General features: G+C 67.3%; 13 protein-coding genes. 5 read left to right on the top strand and 8 right to left on the bottom strand.

The window, feature by feature from the left end:
• Positions 1 to 97: 97 nt before the first annotated feature.
• From rarD to qcrB, 5 genes are all read left to right on the top strand, one after another.
• Positions 98 to 1,015 (top strand): EamA family transporter RarD, encoded by a 918-nt coding sequence (gene rarD / locus FDA38_RS41340; protein ID WP_137256620.1) that lies wholly within the window; start codon positions 98 to 100, stop codon positions 1,013 to 1,015.
• 58 nt (positions 1,016 to 1,073) lie between these two features.
• Positions 1,074 to 1,556, top strand: coding sequence for an RrF2 family transcriptional regulator (locus tag FDA38_RS41335; RefSeq protein WP_137256619.1), 483 nt, complete (start codon positions 1,074 to 1,076; stop codon positions 1,554 to 1,556).
• Between the two features lie 54 nt (positions 1,557 to 1,610).
• Positions 1,611 to 2,075: a cupin domain-containing protein gene (locus FDA38_RS41330; RefSeq protein WP_137256618.1), complete on the top strand. Its 465-nt coding sequence runs from the start codon at positions 1,611 to 1,613 to the stop codon at positions 2,073 to 2,075.
• Between the two features lie 24 nt (positions 2,076 to 2,099).
• Positions 2,100 to 3,614 carry a phospholipase D-like domain-containing protein gene (locus tag FDA38_RS41325; protein ID WP_137256617.1) on the top strand — a complete coding sequence of 505 codons (1,515 nt, stop codon included), beginning with the start codon at positions 2,100 to 2,102 and terminating at the stop codon, positions 3,612 to 3,614.
• 74 nt (positions 3,615 to 3,688) lie between these two features.
• The gene (gene qcrB, locus FDA38_RS41320; RefSeq protein WP_137256616.1) at positions 3,689 to 5,050 is read left to right on the top strand and encodes a cytochrome bc1 complex cytochrome b subunit; all 1,362 of its coding nucleotides are present in this window, start codon (positions 3,689 to 3,691) and stop codon (positions 5,048 to 5,050) included.
• A gap of 6 nt (positions 5,051 to 5,056) precedes the next feature.
• Here qcrB and FDA38_RS41315 read toward each other — a convergent pair whose 3' ends face one another.
• Genes FDA38_RS41315 through nuoH form a run of 8 tightly spaced genes read right to left on the bottom strand, consistent with a single transcriptional unit; the run spans position 5,057 to position 14,009 of the window.
• The gene (locus FDA38_RS41315) at positions 5,057 to 6,079 is read right to left on the bottom strand and encodes a polyprenyl synthetase family protein (RefSeq protein ID WP_137256615.1); all 1,023 of its coding nucleotides are present in this window, start codon (positions 6,077 to 6,079) and stop codon (positions 5,057 to 5,059) included.
• The gene (nuoN, locus tag FDA38_RS41310; protein ID WP_137256780.1) at positions 6,076 to 7,656 is read right to left on the bottom strand and encodes an NADH-quinone oxidoreductase subunit NuoN; all 1,581 of its coding nucleotides are present in this window, start codon (positions 7,654 to 7,656) and stop codon (positions 6,076 to 6,078) included. The genes FDA38_RS41315 and nuoN overlap by 4 nt, the downstream gene beginning before the upstream one ends.
• 5 nt (positions 7,657 to 7,661) lie before the next feature.
• Positions 7,662 to 9,185, bottom strand: coding sequence for an NADH-quinone oxidoreductase subunit M (locus tag FDA38_RS41305; RefSeq protein ID WP_137256614.1), 1,524 nt, complete (start codon positions 9,183 to 9,185; stop codon positions 7,662 to 7,664).
• Positions 9,182 to 11,050 carry an NADH-quinone oxidoreductase subunit L gene (gene nuoL, locus FDA38_RS41300; RefSeq protein ID WP_137256613.1) on the bottom strand — a complete coding sequence of 623 codons (1,869 nt, stop codon included), beginning with the start codon at positions 11,048 to 11,050 and terminating at the stop codon, positions 9,182 to 9,184. Before nuoL ends, FDA38_RS41305 begins: the two co-directional genes overlap by 4 nt.
• Before the next feature lie 11 nt (positions 11,051 to 11,061).
• The gene (nuoK, locus tag FDA38_RS41295; RefSeq protein ID WP_130441814.1) at positions 11,062 to 11,361 is read right to left on the bottom strand and encodes an NADH-quinone oxidoreductase subunit NuoK; all 300 of its coding nucleotides are present in this window, start codon (positions 11,359 to 11,361) and stop codon (positions 11,062 to 11,064) included.
• Positions 11,358 to 12,158 carry an NADH-quinone oxidoreductase subunit J gene (locus tag FDA38_RS41290; RefSeq protein ID WP_137256612.1) on the bottom strand — a complete coding sequence of 267 codons (801 nt, stop codon included), beginning with the start codon at positions 12,156 to 12,158 and terminating at the stop codon, positions 11,358 to 11,360. Before FDA38_RS41290 ends, nuoK begins: the two co-directional genes overlap by 4 nt.
• A complete protein-coding gene (gene nuoI, locus FDA38_RS41285) occupies positions 12,155 to 12,703 on the bottom strand; it encodes an NADH-quinone oxidoreductase subunit NuoI (RefSeq protein WP_137256611.1) in 549 nt (182 codons plus the stop codon). The genes FDA38_RS41290 and nuoI overlap by 4 nt, the downstream gene beginning before the upstream one ends.
• Positions 12,696 to 14,009: an NADH-quinone oxidoreductase subunit NuoH gene (gene nuoH / locus FDA38_RS41280; protein ID WP_137256610.1), complete on the bottom strand. Its 1,314-nt coding sequence runs from the start codon at positions 14,007 to 14,009 to the stop codon at positions 12,696 to 12,698. Before nuoH ends, nuoI begins: the two co-directional genes overlap by 8 nt.
• Positions 14,010 to 14,122 lie beyond the last annotated feature (113 nt).

Below are 14,122 nucleotides of genomic sequence, written 5' to 3'. Positions count from 1 at the left end.
TGGTTGGGGCAGGTCGCCGGACAGACTAACGGCCCTCCGTCTCACGTCATGAGCAAAGTAGTTGGATGCGACTGTCGCGCGGGCTTACGCTGACGCCGTGCCGGAACAGCGAAGAGGATTCACCTACGGGTTCACCGCCTACCTGATCTGGGGTCTCTTCCCGCTGTACTGGAAACTTCTCGACCACTCCGGCGCGATCGAACTGCTCGCCCACCGCATCCTCTGGTCGCTGGTCACGATCGTGATCCTGGTCGCCGTACTGCGGAAGTTCGCCGGGGTGAAGGCGCTACTCGCGGAGCCACGCCGGCGCTGGCCGTTGATCGCGGCGGCGTTCCTGATCTCGGTGAACTGGGGCACGTACATCTGGGCCGTCGGCCACGGCCACGTCGTGGAGACCTCGCTCGGGTACTTCATCACGCCGCTGTTCACCGTCCTGCTCGGCGTCTTCGTACTGAAGGAACAGCTCCGGCCGATGCAGTGGACCGCGCTGGGGATCGCCTTCGTGGCCGTCCTCGGCCTGGCGATCGAGAACGGCAAGCCGCCGTGGGTCGCGATCATCCTGACGTTCTCGTTCGGGTGCTACGGCCTGGCGAAGAAGCAGGCCGGCGCCGGCGCGATCGAGGGCATGGCTGTCGAGTCCGGCACCGTTGCTCCGCTCGCGCTGATAGCGATCGCCGTACTCGGACTGCAGGGCCACGCGACGGTCACGCACCACGGGACGGCGTACCTCGTGCTGGTGTTGCTGACCGGCCCGATCACCGCCGTACCGCTGCTGCTCTTCGGGGCCGCGGCCACCCGGATCTCGATGACCACTCTGGGGCTGCTGAACTACATCGCGCCGATCATGCAGTTCATCTGCGGCCTGCTGATCTTCCACGAGCAGATGACGCCGATGCGCTGGGCCGGCTTCGGCCTGGTCTGGGTCGCACTGGCCCTGTTCACCTTCGACAGCATGCACAGCCGCCGCCGCACTCTCGCCCTCGAACGCGCCGCGGTCACCGCTTCCGCAATCTGACGCCCAGCGGTCGCGGCGCGCTTGACGACAGCTATTCAGGACATTTAGTATCCAGGTTATGAAGATGAACGAGGGCGTCGAGTGGGCGATGCACAGCTGCGTGAATCTCAGCTGGGCGTCGGGCGAGGCGGTCACCGCCAAGCGGCTCGCAGCCTTCTACAACTTGCCGACGGCGTACCTGAACAAACAGCTCCAGGCACTCACCCGGGCCGGCATCCTCACCTCGGTCTCCGGGCCGAAGGGCGGCTTCCAGTTGGCCCGCGATCCGCGCAACATCAGCCTGCTCGACATCGTCGTCGCGATCGACGGGCCGGATGACGCGTTCCGCTGCATGGAGATCCTCAAGGAGGGTCCGGGCGCCGACGCGCGGGCCGACTACACGAAGATCTGCGTGATCTCACAGGCGATGCACGGCGCCGAACTGACGTACCGCCGCGAGCTGGCCGGCAAGTCGATCGCCGACATCGCGGCCGAGGTCGTCCGCCTCAACCCGGCCGCTCCGGACAACACCCGAAATCGCTTCGCCAACCTCAGGTCCTGAACCCAGGACTTAATCCTGGACATCAAACATCTCGAATACCAAGGAGATCCTGCCATGACCGTTCTGATCCGCGCCAACGAGGCCGAAGTACTTGCTGCGAGCGGTGTCACGCTGCTGGCCGACGTGACCGAGACCGAGGGGCATCTGACCAGCCACCGTTCGGTTTTCCAGGCCGGCAAGGAAGGCGCTCCCCCGCATCTGCACCGTGAGGCTGCGGAACTGTTCTTCGTACTGAAGGGATCGCTCCGCGTGCTCCTCGGCGAGGAACTCGTCACGCTCGAGCAGGGCGACTTCCTGCTCGTCCCACCGAACACCCCGCACGCCTTCGAGGCCGCGGGCGACGAGCCCGCCGAGGTCCTGTTCGTCCTCACCCAGGCCAAGCCCCGCTTCGGCTACTACCGCCTGCTCGAAGGCGCGTACCGCGGCGACACCGACTGGGCCGAGGTCGCGAAGACCAGCGACCTGTACGACAACCACTACATCGAAAGCCCCACCTGGCAGGGTCGGCTCATGGACTGAGCCGGGTAGGGGCACCTGGGGCAGATGACGCACGAGTGGTTCCTGACGCCGGGTGAGCGGGGCAATCCGGCCACCGACATCGATGCCGACGGAGCCTGGACCGAGGGGAATCTCGTCCGGCCGCTGGTGCACGGCGCGACGTACTTCCAGCATCTGTACGACGAACTGTGCGCCCTGCGGCCGGGTGATCGCGTCTACTTCACCGACTGGCGCGGCGATCCGGACGAGGTCCTGTACGACGGCGGCCCGTCCATCGGCGAGGTGCTCTGCGACCTGGCCCGGTCCGGAGTGGAGGTCCGCGCGCTGTTGTGGCGCTCGCATTCCGATCGCCTCAGCTTCAACGCCCAGCAAAACCAGCACCTCGGCACCGAGTTGAACGAGGCCGGCGGTGAGGTCCTGCTCGACCAACGCGTACGCCGGCTCGCCTCGCACCACCAGAAGCTCTTCGTCATCAGGCACCACGACGATCCGGCCGCCGATGTCGCGTTCGTCGGCGGCATCGACCTGTGCCACGGCCGCCGCGACGACAAACGCCACCAGGGCGATCCGCAGACCGCGCCGATGGATCCGCGGTACGGCGACCGCGCGCCATGGCACGACCTGACGCTCGAGGTCCGCGGACCGGTGGTTGGCGATCTGCTCAGGTGCTTCGTGGAACGGTGGGACGATCCACACCCGCTGGACCGGCGTACGCCGTACCGGATGCTGGTGCAGCGGCTGGCCCGGATGCCGCGGCGTCCGGGCAACCTGCCGGAGGCGTTCCCGGACCCGCCGCCGGCCGGACCGCATGCCGTCCAGGTACTGCGGACGTACGCACACAAGCATCCCGGATTCCCGTTCGCGCCGGATGGCGAGCGCAGCATCGCGCGCGCCTATTTGAAGGCGTTCGGGCGCGCGCAGAGGCTGATCTACGTCGAGGACCAGTACCTCTGGTCGGACGCGGTGACCGAAGGACTGCACGCGGCCCTACAGCGGTCGCCGGACCTGCGCATCATCGCCGTCGTACCGCGGTACCCGGACCAGGACGGCCGGGTCAGCGGACCACCCGCGCGGCACGCCCAACTGGACGCACTCCGCCGGCTCGACTCCGACCGGGTCGCCATCTACGACCTCGAGAACGAGAACGGCGTACCGATCTATGTCCACGCCAAGGTCTGCATCGTCGACGACAGGTGGATGACCTGCGGCTCCGACAACTTCAACCGCCGCTCCTGGACCAACGACAGCGAACTGACCTGCGCAATCGACTCCCCCGAACTCGCCCGCTCCCTCCGCCACGAACTGTGGTCCGAGCACCTCTGCACCGAGTCCCCCGACCTCGATCCCCACACCGGCTTCGCGCAGTGGAAGTCCGTCGCCGCCAGCCTTGACCAGTGGTACGCCGGAAACCGGCAGGGCCCGCGCCCTCAGGGCCGCATCCGCGCCCATCACCCACAGCCCCTGACCCGCACCCAGTCGCTCTGGGCCCCCTGGCTGGCCCGCCACCTCTACGACCCCGACGCCCGCCCACGGGCCGCACGCCGGCAGAACTCCTTCTAGGAGCCTGTGAGGTGTGACACGAGGCGTCACAGTCTCGGGTGCTGCGGGGTCGTATGTATGAGGAGGGCCGAATCATGCATGGTCCCTGGAGCAATCTGCGAGCGCGAGTCTTTCCTGACCACTGGTCGCTGCTGTTCGGCCAGATCGCCTTCTACAGCTTCGTTGTGGTGACGCTCACCGGCCTCGTGCTGATGGTGCCGTACGAACCGTCGGTCCAACACGTTGTGTACGACGGCCCGTACACACCGCTGCACGGCGTACAGATGTCGCAGGCCCTCGATTCGACGATGTCGATCAGCTTCGAGATGCGCGGTGGCCTGCTGATCCGGCAGATGCACCACTGGGGCGCGCTGATCATGGTGGCGGCGATCCTGCTACACCTGTTGCGGCTGTTCTTCACCGCCGGGTTCCGCCGGCCGCGGCGACTGAACTGGGTGGTCGTCTTCGGGCTGCTGATCATCACGCTGGGCGCCTGCCTCACCGGTACGTCGCTCCCGGACGACATGGCCTCCGGCACGAGCCTCGCCGTACTCGACGGCGTGCTGCAGGCGACCCCGTTCGTGGGTACTCAACTGTCCGCGCTGCTGTTCGGAGGAGACTTCCCCGGCGACGTGATCACGCGGTTCTACCCGCTGCACGTCATCGTCCTACCCGCACTGCTCTTTGCGCTCTTCATCGTCAGCGGGCTTCTCGCGTTGAGGAACAAGCCGGCGCAGTTCGCCGGCCCCGGGCGAACCGAGGACAACGTGGTGGGAAGTCCGGCGGCTGTCGCCGTGGTCAAGGGCGCGGGCCTGTTCTGCTTCGTCACCGGAGTGGTGAGCCTGATGGCCGCGCTGGCGACTATCAACCCGGTGTGGCTGTTCGGTCCGGCCGATCCAGCGAACACGTCGGCCGGAGTCGGTCCCGCGTGGTACCTGGCCTTCCTCGACGGAGCGCTGCGGCTGGCACCGGGATGGGAGGTCGTGTGGTGGGGCAGGACCATCAGCTTCGCCATCCTGCTCCCGGTTGCGATCTGCACGCTGTTCCTCGCGCTCGTCGGGATCTACCCGTTCATCGAGGAGCGAGTGACCCGCGACCGACGGGAGCACAACCTGCTCGAACGCCCCCGCAGCAACCCGATCCGCACCGGCATCGGTGTGGCCGGAGTCGTTTTCTACGGCGTCCTCTGGGCCGCGGCCGGCGCCGACACGATGGCCGTCCAGTTCCACCTGTCGGTGAACGCGCTGATCCACCTGTTCCAGGCGTTGCTGATCCTCGGCCCGCCGATCGCCTTCACCATCACCCGTCGCATCTGCCTGGGCCTGCAGCAGCAGGACGCGGAGGTCGTCAAACACGGCATCGAGACCGGCCAGATCACCCGCACCCCGGACGGCGGGTACGTCGAGAAGCACCGCCCGATCACCGCCTACCGGCGTTTCCACCTCACCCGAAGGTGACTCGCGTCAGACGGAGCGGGTGGCTACCAGGTCGCAGAGGGTGTCGAGGGCTTCCCGGCCGGGGCCTTCGGGGAGCGTGCTGAGGAGCTTGCGGGCGTCGGCGGCACGGCGGCGTACGTCGTCCTCGGCCTGCTGGAAGGACGGGTGGGAGCGGAGCAGGTCCAGCGTCTCGGACAACCGCTCGTCGTCGGAGAGGTCGGAGTCCAGCAGATCCAGCAGCCGGGCGTCCCTCGGATCCGTGGGATCTGCCTGGGCGCGGAAGATCAGGACCGGGAGCGTCGGCACGCCTTCACGGAGATCCGTGCCAGGCGTCTTGCCGGACTGGTCGAACTCGGAGGCGATGTCGAGCAGGTCGTCGGCGAGCTGGAAGGCGACGCCGATCTCCTCGCCGAACGCCCGCAGCGACTCCTGCACTTCCTCCGACGCACCGGCGTACCGGGCGCCGAAGAGGGCGGACGTCGCGATCAGCGAACCGGTCTTGTCGGCGACCACCGACAGGTAGTGCTTCAACGGGTCCTGGCCTTCGCCGACACCCATCGTCTCGCGGATCTGCCCCTCGACCAGCCGGCCGAAGGTGCGGGCCTGGATCCGGACCGCTTCCGGCCCGAGGTCCGCGACCAGGTCCGACGCGCGGGCGAACAGCCAGTCGCCGGACAGGATCGCGACCGAGTTGTCCCAGCGCGCGTTCGCGGTGGACGAGCCGCGCCGCAGCGCCGCCTCGTCCATCACGTCGTCGTGGTGCAGCGTCGCGACGTGCGTGAGCTCGACGACGACCGCCGCCTTCACCACCTCGTCGGACGCGACATCAGCGCCGAACTCGGCGCCGAGCAGCACCAGCAGCGGCCGGAACCGCTTGCCACCGGCAAGCATCACGTGCTGGGCGGCCGCGGTGACGAACGGCGCCTCGGACTGGGTCGCGTCGAGCAAGGCCTGCTCGACCCGTTCCAGCCCAGCACGAACCCGGGACTCGAGCGCCGCGTCGGCGAACTCGAATCCCAGGCTCTCGGCCGGCAGCGGGGTCGGACTCAACGGATGAACTCACCAGCTCGGGCCGCCAGGTCGAGGACCGGTCCGGGAACCAGACCGAGAACCACCGTGGCGGCGAGACCCAGCGCAACGGCCGACGTGGTCTGCCAGCCGGGCAGCGCCACGTCCGGCGCGTCGGCCGGCAGGTCGGAGAAGAACATCAGCACGATCACGCGGACGTAGAAGAACGCGGCCACCAGGCTCGACAGTACGGCGACGACGACCAGCGGCCACGCGCCGCCGGTCCAGGCCGCGCTGAAGACCGCCCACTTGCCGGTGAAGCCCGCGGTCAGCGGGATACCGGCGAAGGACAGCAGGAAGAACGCGAAGATGCCGGCCAGCAGCGGCGACTTCTTGCCCAGGCCCGCCCAGCGGGACAGATGGGTCGCCTCGCCCCCGGCGTCGCGCACCAGCGTGACGACGGCGAACGCGCCGATGGTCGGGAAGCCGTACGAGACCAGGTAGAACAGCACCGCCTGGGTCGACGTGATCCCGTTGTGTACGCCGCTGCCCGCCTGCGCGAGGCCGACGAACGCGGTCAGCAGGAAGCCTGCGTGCGCGATCGACGAGTACGCCAGCATCCGCTTCACGTCGGTCTGGGTGATCGCGACGATCGAACCGATGACCATGGTGAGGATCGCGACGATCCACATCATCGGCGCCCAGTCCCAGCGCGTGCCGCCGAGGGCGACGTAGAAGACCCGCATCAGACCGACGAACGCGGCGATCTTGGTGCAGGCCGCCATGAAGCCGGTGACCGGCGTCGGGGCGCCCTGGTACACGTCCGGGGTCCAGGAGTGGAACGGTACGCCGCCGACCTTGAACAGCAGGCCGACACCCACCAGGCCGGTCCCGGCCAGCAGGATCGTGTCGCCACCGGTCTGGGTGGACAGCGCGTCCGCGATCCCGCCGAGCGACATGGTGCCGGCGTACCCGTAGAGCAGCGCGATGCCGAACAGCAGGAACGCCGACGAGAACGCACCGAGCAGGAAGTACTTCATCGCGGCTTCCTGCGAGATCAGCCGGCGACGACGCGCCAGGCCGCAGAGCAGGTACAGCGGCAGCGAGAAGACCTCGAGCGCGACGAACAGCACCAGCAGGTCGTTCGACGCGGCGAACAGCATCATGCCGCCGACCGCGAACAGGGTCAGCGGGAAGATCTCGGTGTGCTCGATCCGGGCCGCCGTACCCTCCCGCTCGGCCTCGGAACCCGGTACGGCGGCCGCCTGGCCGGCGAACGCGGACAGGCCGCCGTCGATCGACCGCTCGGCGAACAGCAGCACGCTGATCAGCGTCAGCGCCAGCAGGATCAGCCAGGTGAACAGCGCGGGGCCGTCCACCGAGATCGCACCCTGCGCGGCGATCAGTTCCTTGTTGTCGTTCATCAGGATGCCGGTCAGGACCCCCGACACGACCACGGCGACCACCGTGATCGACAGCTGCACCAGGTGCCGCAAGGACCGGGGCAGGAACGCCTCGACCAGGACGCCGACGCACGCCGCACCGAAGACGACGAGCAGCGGAGCCAGCTCGTTGTACTCGATCTTCGGCGCCGTGAAGTCCGCCAGCGGCAGCAACATCGCGCTCACTTCTGTCCCTCCGTCACGGGGATCTGCGGTGCCTTGTCGGTCACGCCGACCCGCTGCATGGTCGATTCGACCGCGGGCTTGATGATGTCGACCACGGGCTTGGGGTAGATACCGAAGCCGATGATCAGGATCACCAGCGGCGCGATCGCGAGCACCTCACGCGGGTTCAGGTCCTTCAGTTTCTCGATCCCGTCGCGGACCGGACCGGTCATCGTGCGTTGGTACATCAGCAGGATGTACAGCGCGGCCAGCACGATACCGAGTACGGCGATCACCGCGATCACCTTGTGCCGGCTGAACGTCCCGGCCAGCACCATGAACTCGGAGATGAACGGCGACAGACCGGGCAGCGCGAGGCTGGACAGGCCGGCGAACAGGAACGTGCCGGCCAGCACCGGTGCCACCTTCTCGACCCCGCCGTAGTCGGCGATCCGCGCGGACCCGCGCCGGGAGATCAGGTATCCGGCGACGAGGAACAGCGCCGCGGTGGAGAGACCGTGGTTGAACATGTACAGCGTCGACCCGGTCAGGCCCTGCGACGTCAGCGCGAAGATACCCATCACGATGAAGCCGAAGTGCGAGATCGAGGTGTACGCGATCAGCCGCTTGATGTCGGTCTGCCCGATCGCCAGCAGCGCGCCGTACAGCACCGAGATCAGCGCGAGCACCAGCACGACCGGGGTGGCCCACTGGGACGCGTTCGGGAACAGGCCCAGGCAGAACCGGATCATCCCGAAGGTGCCGATCTTGTCCAGGATGCCGACCAGCAGCACCGACGTACCCGGCGTCGCCTCACCGGCCGCGTCCGGCAGCCAGGTGTGGAACGGCACCATCGGCGCCTTGACCGCGAACGCGAACATGAAGCCGAGGAACAGCCAGCGCTCGGTGTTCTGGCTCATGTCCAGCTTCACCATGTCGGACAGCAGGTACGACGGGGCGCCGTGCTTGGCCGAGACGACGTACAGGCCGACGACCGAGGCCAGCATGAGCAGACCGCCGAGCAGCGAGTACAGCAGGAACTTCACCGCGGCGTACGAACGCTGCGGACCGCCGAAGCCGCCGATCAGGAAGTACATCGGGATCAGCGTGGCCTCGAACAGCACGTAGAAGAGGAACACGTCGGTCGCGGCGAACACGCCGATCGACAGTGCCTCCAGGCCGAGGATCCAGGCGAAGAAGGACTTCTCCGACCAGCGGCCGTTCTGTGCGTCGTTCCAAGACGCGATGATCACGATCGGCGACAGCAGCGCGGTCAGCACCACCAGCACCACGCCGACACCGTCGAGGCCGAGCGCGTAGTGCGCGCCGAAGGCCTTGATCCAGGTGTACGTCTCGGCGTAGTCGTCGGCGCCGTTGCGGTGGTAGCCGATCGCAACGATCACGGTCAGCACCAGCGTGACGAGCGAGAACCCGAGCGCGATCTGCTTGGCCAGCAGGCCTTTCGCCTTGGGCACCAGCATCGTCGCGACGGCCCCGACGAATGGCAGGAGCAGTAACAGGGTCAGCCAACCGATGTTCACGACAACCTCACCGCGAGGAGGGCGACGACCACGAATGCGGCGCCGAAGACCATGCTGAGTGCGTACGAACGGACGAAGCCCGTCTGGAACCGGCGGAGCCGGCCGGACAGTCCGCCGAAGAGTGCGGCCAGGCCGTTGACCAGGCCGTCGACGCCCCGGTTGTCGAGCCAGACCAGGGTCCGGGTCAGGTACTGGCCCGGGCGCATGAAGAGGGCCTCGTTCAGTGCGTCGCCGTACAGGTCACGGCGCGCGAACGTGGTGATCGGCGAGCCGGCCGGCGCCTCGCGCGGGATGTCCCGGCGGTACATCAGCACCGAGATCGCGATGCCGACGGCAACGACCGCGAGCGTGATGATCGTCATCACGGTCGCACTCAGCCGAGCGTGCTCCTCCTCGTGACCGACGACCGGGGTCAGCCAGTCGACGATCCAGTGGCCGGCGAAGTACAGCGCACCGCCGCCGAGGGAGAGCGCGGCCAGGATGATCAGCGGCCACGTCATCACCTTGGGCGACTCGTGCGGGTGCACGTCGTCGTCCCAGCGCTTCTTGCCGAAGAACGTCATCATCATCACCCGCGTCATGTAGAACGCGGTGATACCGGCGCCGAGCAGCGCACAGAGACCGATCACGATGTTGTCCGCGAACGCGGCCTCGATGATCTTGTCCTTGCTGAAGAAGCCGGCGAACGGCGGGATGCCGAGGATCGCCAGGTAGCCGAAGCCGAACGTCACGAAGGTGACCTTCATCGCCGTCCGCAGGGCTCCGTAGTGGCGCATGTTCACGTCGTCGTTCATGCCGTGCATAACCGATCCGGCGCCGAGGAACATGTTGGCCTTGAAGAAGCCGTGGGTGAGCAGGTGGAAGATCGCGAACACGTACCCGGCCGGGCCGAGGCCGGCGGCCAGCATCATGTAGCCGATCTGGCTCATCGTCGAACCGGCCAGCGCCTTCTTGATGTCGTCCTTGGCGCAACCGATGATCGCGCCGGCGAGCGCGGTGACCGTACCGACGATCACCACCGCGGTCGAGGCGGCGTCGGACTGCTCGAAGATCGCGTGCGAGCGGACCACCAGGTAGACGCCCGCGGTGACCATGGTCGCCGCGTGGATCAGCGCCGACACCGGGGTCGGGCCTTCCATCGCGTCCAGCAGCCAGGACTGCAGCGGCACCTGCGCGGACTTACCGCAGGCGGCCAGCAGCAGCATCAGGCCGAGCAGTGTGGCCCAGGTCTTCGACAGGTGCTCGGCGCCGGCGTTCACGGTGCCGAAGGCCGAGGAGCCGAACAGCGCCCACATGCTCATCACCGCGAGCGAGAGGCCGATGTCACCGACCCGGTTCACCACGAACGCCTTCTTCGCGGCGACCGCTGCCGTCGTCTTGTACTGCCAGAAGCCGATCAGAAGGTACGACGCCAGACCGACGCCCTCCCAGCCGACGAAGACCAGCAGGTAGTCGGCGGCCAGCACCAGCAGCAGCATCGAGGCGATGAACAGGTTCAGGTACCCGAAGAACCGCCGCCGGCGCTCGTCGTGCTCCATGTAGCCGATCGAGTAGATGTGGATCAGCGAACCCACACCGGTGATCAGCAGCACGAACAGGATCGACAGCGGGTCGATCAGCAGGGTGAAGTCGACCGTGATGTGGCCGACCGAGAACCACTCGAACAGCTTGACCGTCTCGGACCGCTCGCCGTCGGGCTTGCCGCGCATCTGGAAGAACAGCACGACGCCGAAGGCGAAGGAGATCAGCGGCGCCAGCGTGCCCAGCAGGTGACCCCATGCGTTGGTGGCCTTGCCACCGAGCAACAGGATCGCCGCGGACACCGCCGGTACCGCGACCAGCAGCCACGTCAGCTCATGACTCATCGGTGCTTACCTCAGTACTTGAGCAGGTTGGCGTCGTCGACCGAGGCCGAGCGACGGGTGCGGAAGATGGCCATGATGATCGCCAGCCCGATCACGACCTCGGCCGCGGCCACCACCATCACGAAGAAGGCGGCGATCTGACCGTCGAGGTTGCCGTGCTGGCGGGCGAAGCTGACGAACGCGAGGTTGGTCGCGTTCAGCATCAGTTCGACGCACATGAAGACGACGATCGCGTTCCGGCGTACCAGCACGCCCAGTGCGCCGATGCTGAAAAGAATCGCCGCAAGCACGATGTACGGCTCGGTGCTCACTTGTCGTCCTCCTCTGCCGGGTACTCGCCTTCGCTGATTTCCCGGACCGTCTCGATCTCTTCGCGCTCCTCGGTTTCGGGGAACACGGTGCCACGTGCCTGGAGCACGCGCGAAACCGAGGTCGGTGCGATCGACCCGTCGGGCAGCAGCGCCGGCGTGTCGACGGCGTTGTGCCGGGCCAGTACGCCGGGGGTCGGCAGCGGACCAGGGTGGATGCCCTGCTCGGCGTACTTGCGGATCCGCTCCTCGGCGTGGTCACGCTGGGTGCGCTTCTTGGTCAGCCGCTCGCGGTGGGCCAGCATCATGGCGCCCATCGCCGCGGTGATCAGCAGCGCCGAGGTGACCTCGAACGCCCAGACGTACTTGCCGAACAACAGCGCCGCGATCGCCTTCGGGTTCCCGTCCGGCTGCGCGTCGGCCAGCCCGGTCGGGTGCCCGAACGTCGCGTTGCCGACGGCGGCGACCAGCAGTACGCCGAACGCGATGAACGCGATCCCGGCCAGCAGCCGCTGACCGCGGATCGTCTCCACCAGCGAGTCCGAGGCGTCGACGCCGACCAGCATCAGCACGAACAGGAACAGCATCAGGATCGCGCCGGTGTAGACGATGATCTGTACTGCGAACAGGAACGGCGCGTCCTGGGCGGCGTACTGCACCGCGAGGCAGATCATCACGGTCGCCAGCAGCAGCGCCGAGTGCACCGCCTTGCGGACCAGCACCATGCCGATCGCGGCCAGGATCATCACCGGGGCCAGCAGCCAGAACGCGACCTGCGGGCCGGTCACCAGGGTGATCACTTCGCGTCACTCCCCTCGGCCGGTACGGCGGCACCGGTCAGACCGAGGTAGTAGTCCTTCTCGGTCGCGCCGAGCTGCATCTCGTGCGGCGGCTCCTGCATACCCGGCAGCAGCGGCGCCAGCAGGTCCTTCTTCTCGTAGATGAGGGACTCGCGGCTGGTGTCGGCCAGCTCGTACTCGTTGGTCATCGTGAGCGCCCGGGTCGGGCAGGCCTCGATGCACAGACCGCAGAGGATGCAGCGCAGGTAGTTGATCTGGTAGACGCGCCCGTACCGCTCACCCGGCGACATCCGGCCGCCCTCGGTGTTGTCGGCACCCTCGACGTAGATCGCGTCCGCGGGGCATGCCCACGCGCACAGCTCACAGCCGATGCACTTCTCCAGCCCGTCCGGCCAGCGGTTCAGCTGGTGCCGGCCGTGGAAGCGCGGTGCGGTCGGCTTCTTCTCGAACGGGTACTCCTCGGTGAACACCTTCCGGAACATCGTCCGGAAGGTGACGCCGAACCCGGCTACCGGGTCCCAGAGGGACTCTTTGACACTAGCCACGGGAGGCTGCCCCCGATTTCGTCTCGGACTGTTGAGTGGTGATCGGTGGTGGAACCGGGAAGCCACCGGCGAAGGCGTCGAATTCCTTGCCGTCGGCAACCTCAGGCTTGTCCTCGTCCTTCGGCTTCTGCGGGACGAACATGCTGATGACCGCGATCACCAGCACCACGGCGGCCGCGACCAGCAGCGTCGTCCGGCTGAAGTTGGTCTCCCGGCCGACCGCGCGGACGGTGGCGACCAGCAGGATCCAGGCCAGCGAGATCGGGATCAGGATCTTCCAGCCGAGCTTCATGAACTGGTCGTAGCGCAGCCGCGGCAGCGTTCCGCGCAGCCAGATGTAGAAGAAGATGAAGGCCATCAGCTTGCCCATGAACCACAGCACCGGCCAGTAGCCGGAGTTCGCGCCGTCCCAGATCGAGATCGGCCACGGTGCCCGCCAGCCGCCCAGGAACAGCGTGGTGGCCAGCGCGGACACGGTCGCCATGTTGATGTACTCGGCCAGGAAGAACATCGCGTACTTGATCGAGGAGTACTCGGTCAGGAAGCCGGCCACCAGCTCGCCCTCGGCCTCGGGCAGGTCGAACGGCGCCCGGTTCGTCTCGCCGACCATCGAGATCACGTAGATCACGAACGACGGGAACAACAGGAACGCGTACCACCCGGGCAGCGGGATCGCCGTCCCGAACCAGTGCACGGTCTGGTGCGACTGCGCGGCCACGATCTCCGAGGTGGACATCGAACCGGCGAACAGGAACACGGTCACCAGGGCCAGCCCCATGCCGACCTCGTACGAGATCATCTGCGCGCTCGAGCGCAGACCGCCGAGCAGCGAGTACGTCGAGTTCGACGACCAGCCGCCGAGCACGATGCCGTAGATGCCGATCGAGGCGACCGCCATCACGTACAGCGCCGAGACCGGCAGGTCGGTCAGCTGCAGCCGGGTGTAGGTGTCGGTCCAGGGAATCCGCACCGTCGGCCCGAACGGGATCACCGCGAAGGTGAGGAAGGCCGGTACGGCGACGATCGCGGGCGCGAGCACGAAGACGAACCGGTCGACGCCCTTCGGCATCAGGTCTTCCTTCAGCATCAGCTTGACGCCGTCGGCCAGCGACTGCAGCAGACCCTGCGGGCCGTGCACGTTCGGGCCGATCCGCTGCTGCATCCGGGCCACGACCCGGCGCTCCCACCAGATGTTGAACAGCGTCAACACCACCAGGAAGACGAAGATGAAGAGGACCTTGATCAGGATCACCCACCAGGGGTCGTGACCGACCCCCGCATCCGGCACGGCGAGTGGGATGGTCATGCGTTCCCTCCGGCGATCGTCACGATCGAGCCATGGTCTGCGTGCAGTGACCGGCGGACGTGGGAGTCGGCCGAGTTGGTCGGCAGCCAGACCACGTTGTCGGTCATCGGGGT

It is taken from the genome of Kribbella jiaozuonensis, from assembly GCF_005233875.1.
Taxonomy (GTDB): Bacteria; Actinomycetota; Actinomycetes; order Propionibacteriales; family Kribbellaceae; genus Kribbella; species Kribbella jiaozuonensis.
Note: the sequence above shows the minus strand (reverse complement) of the source record. Positions and strands in the feature narration are given on the sequence as shown.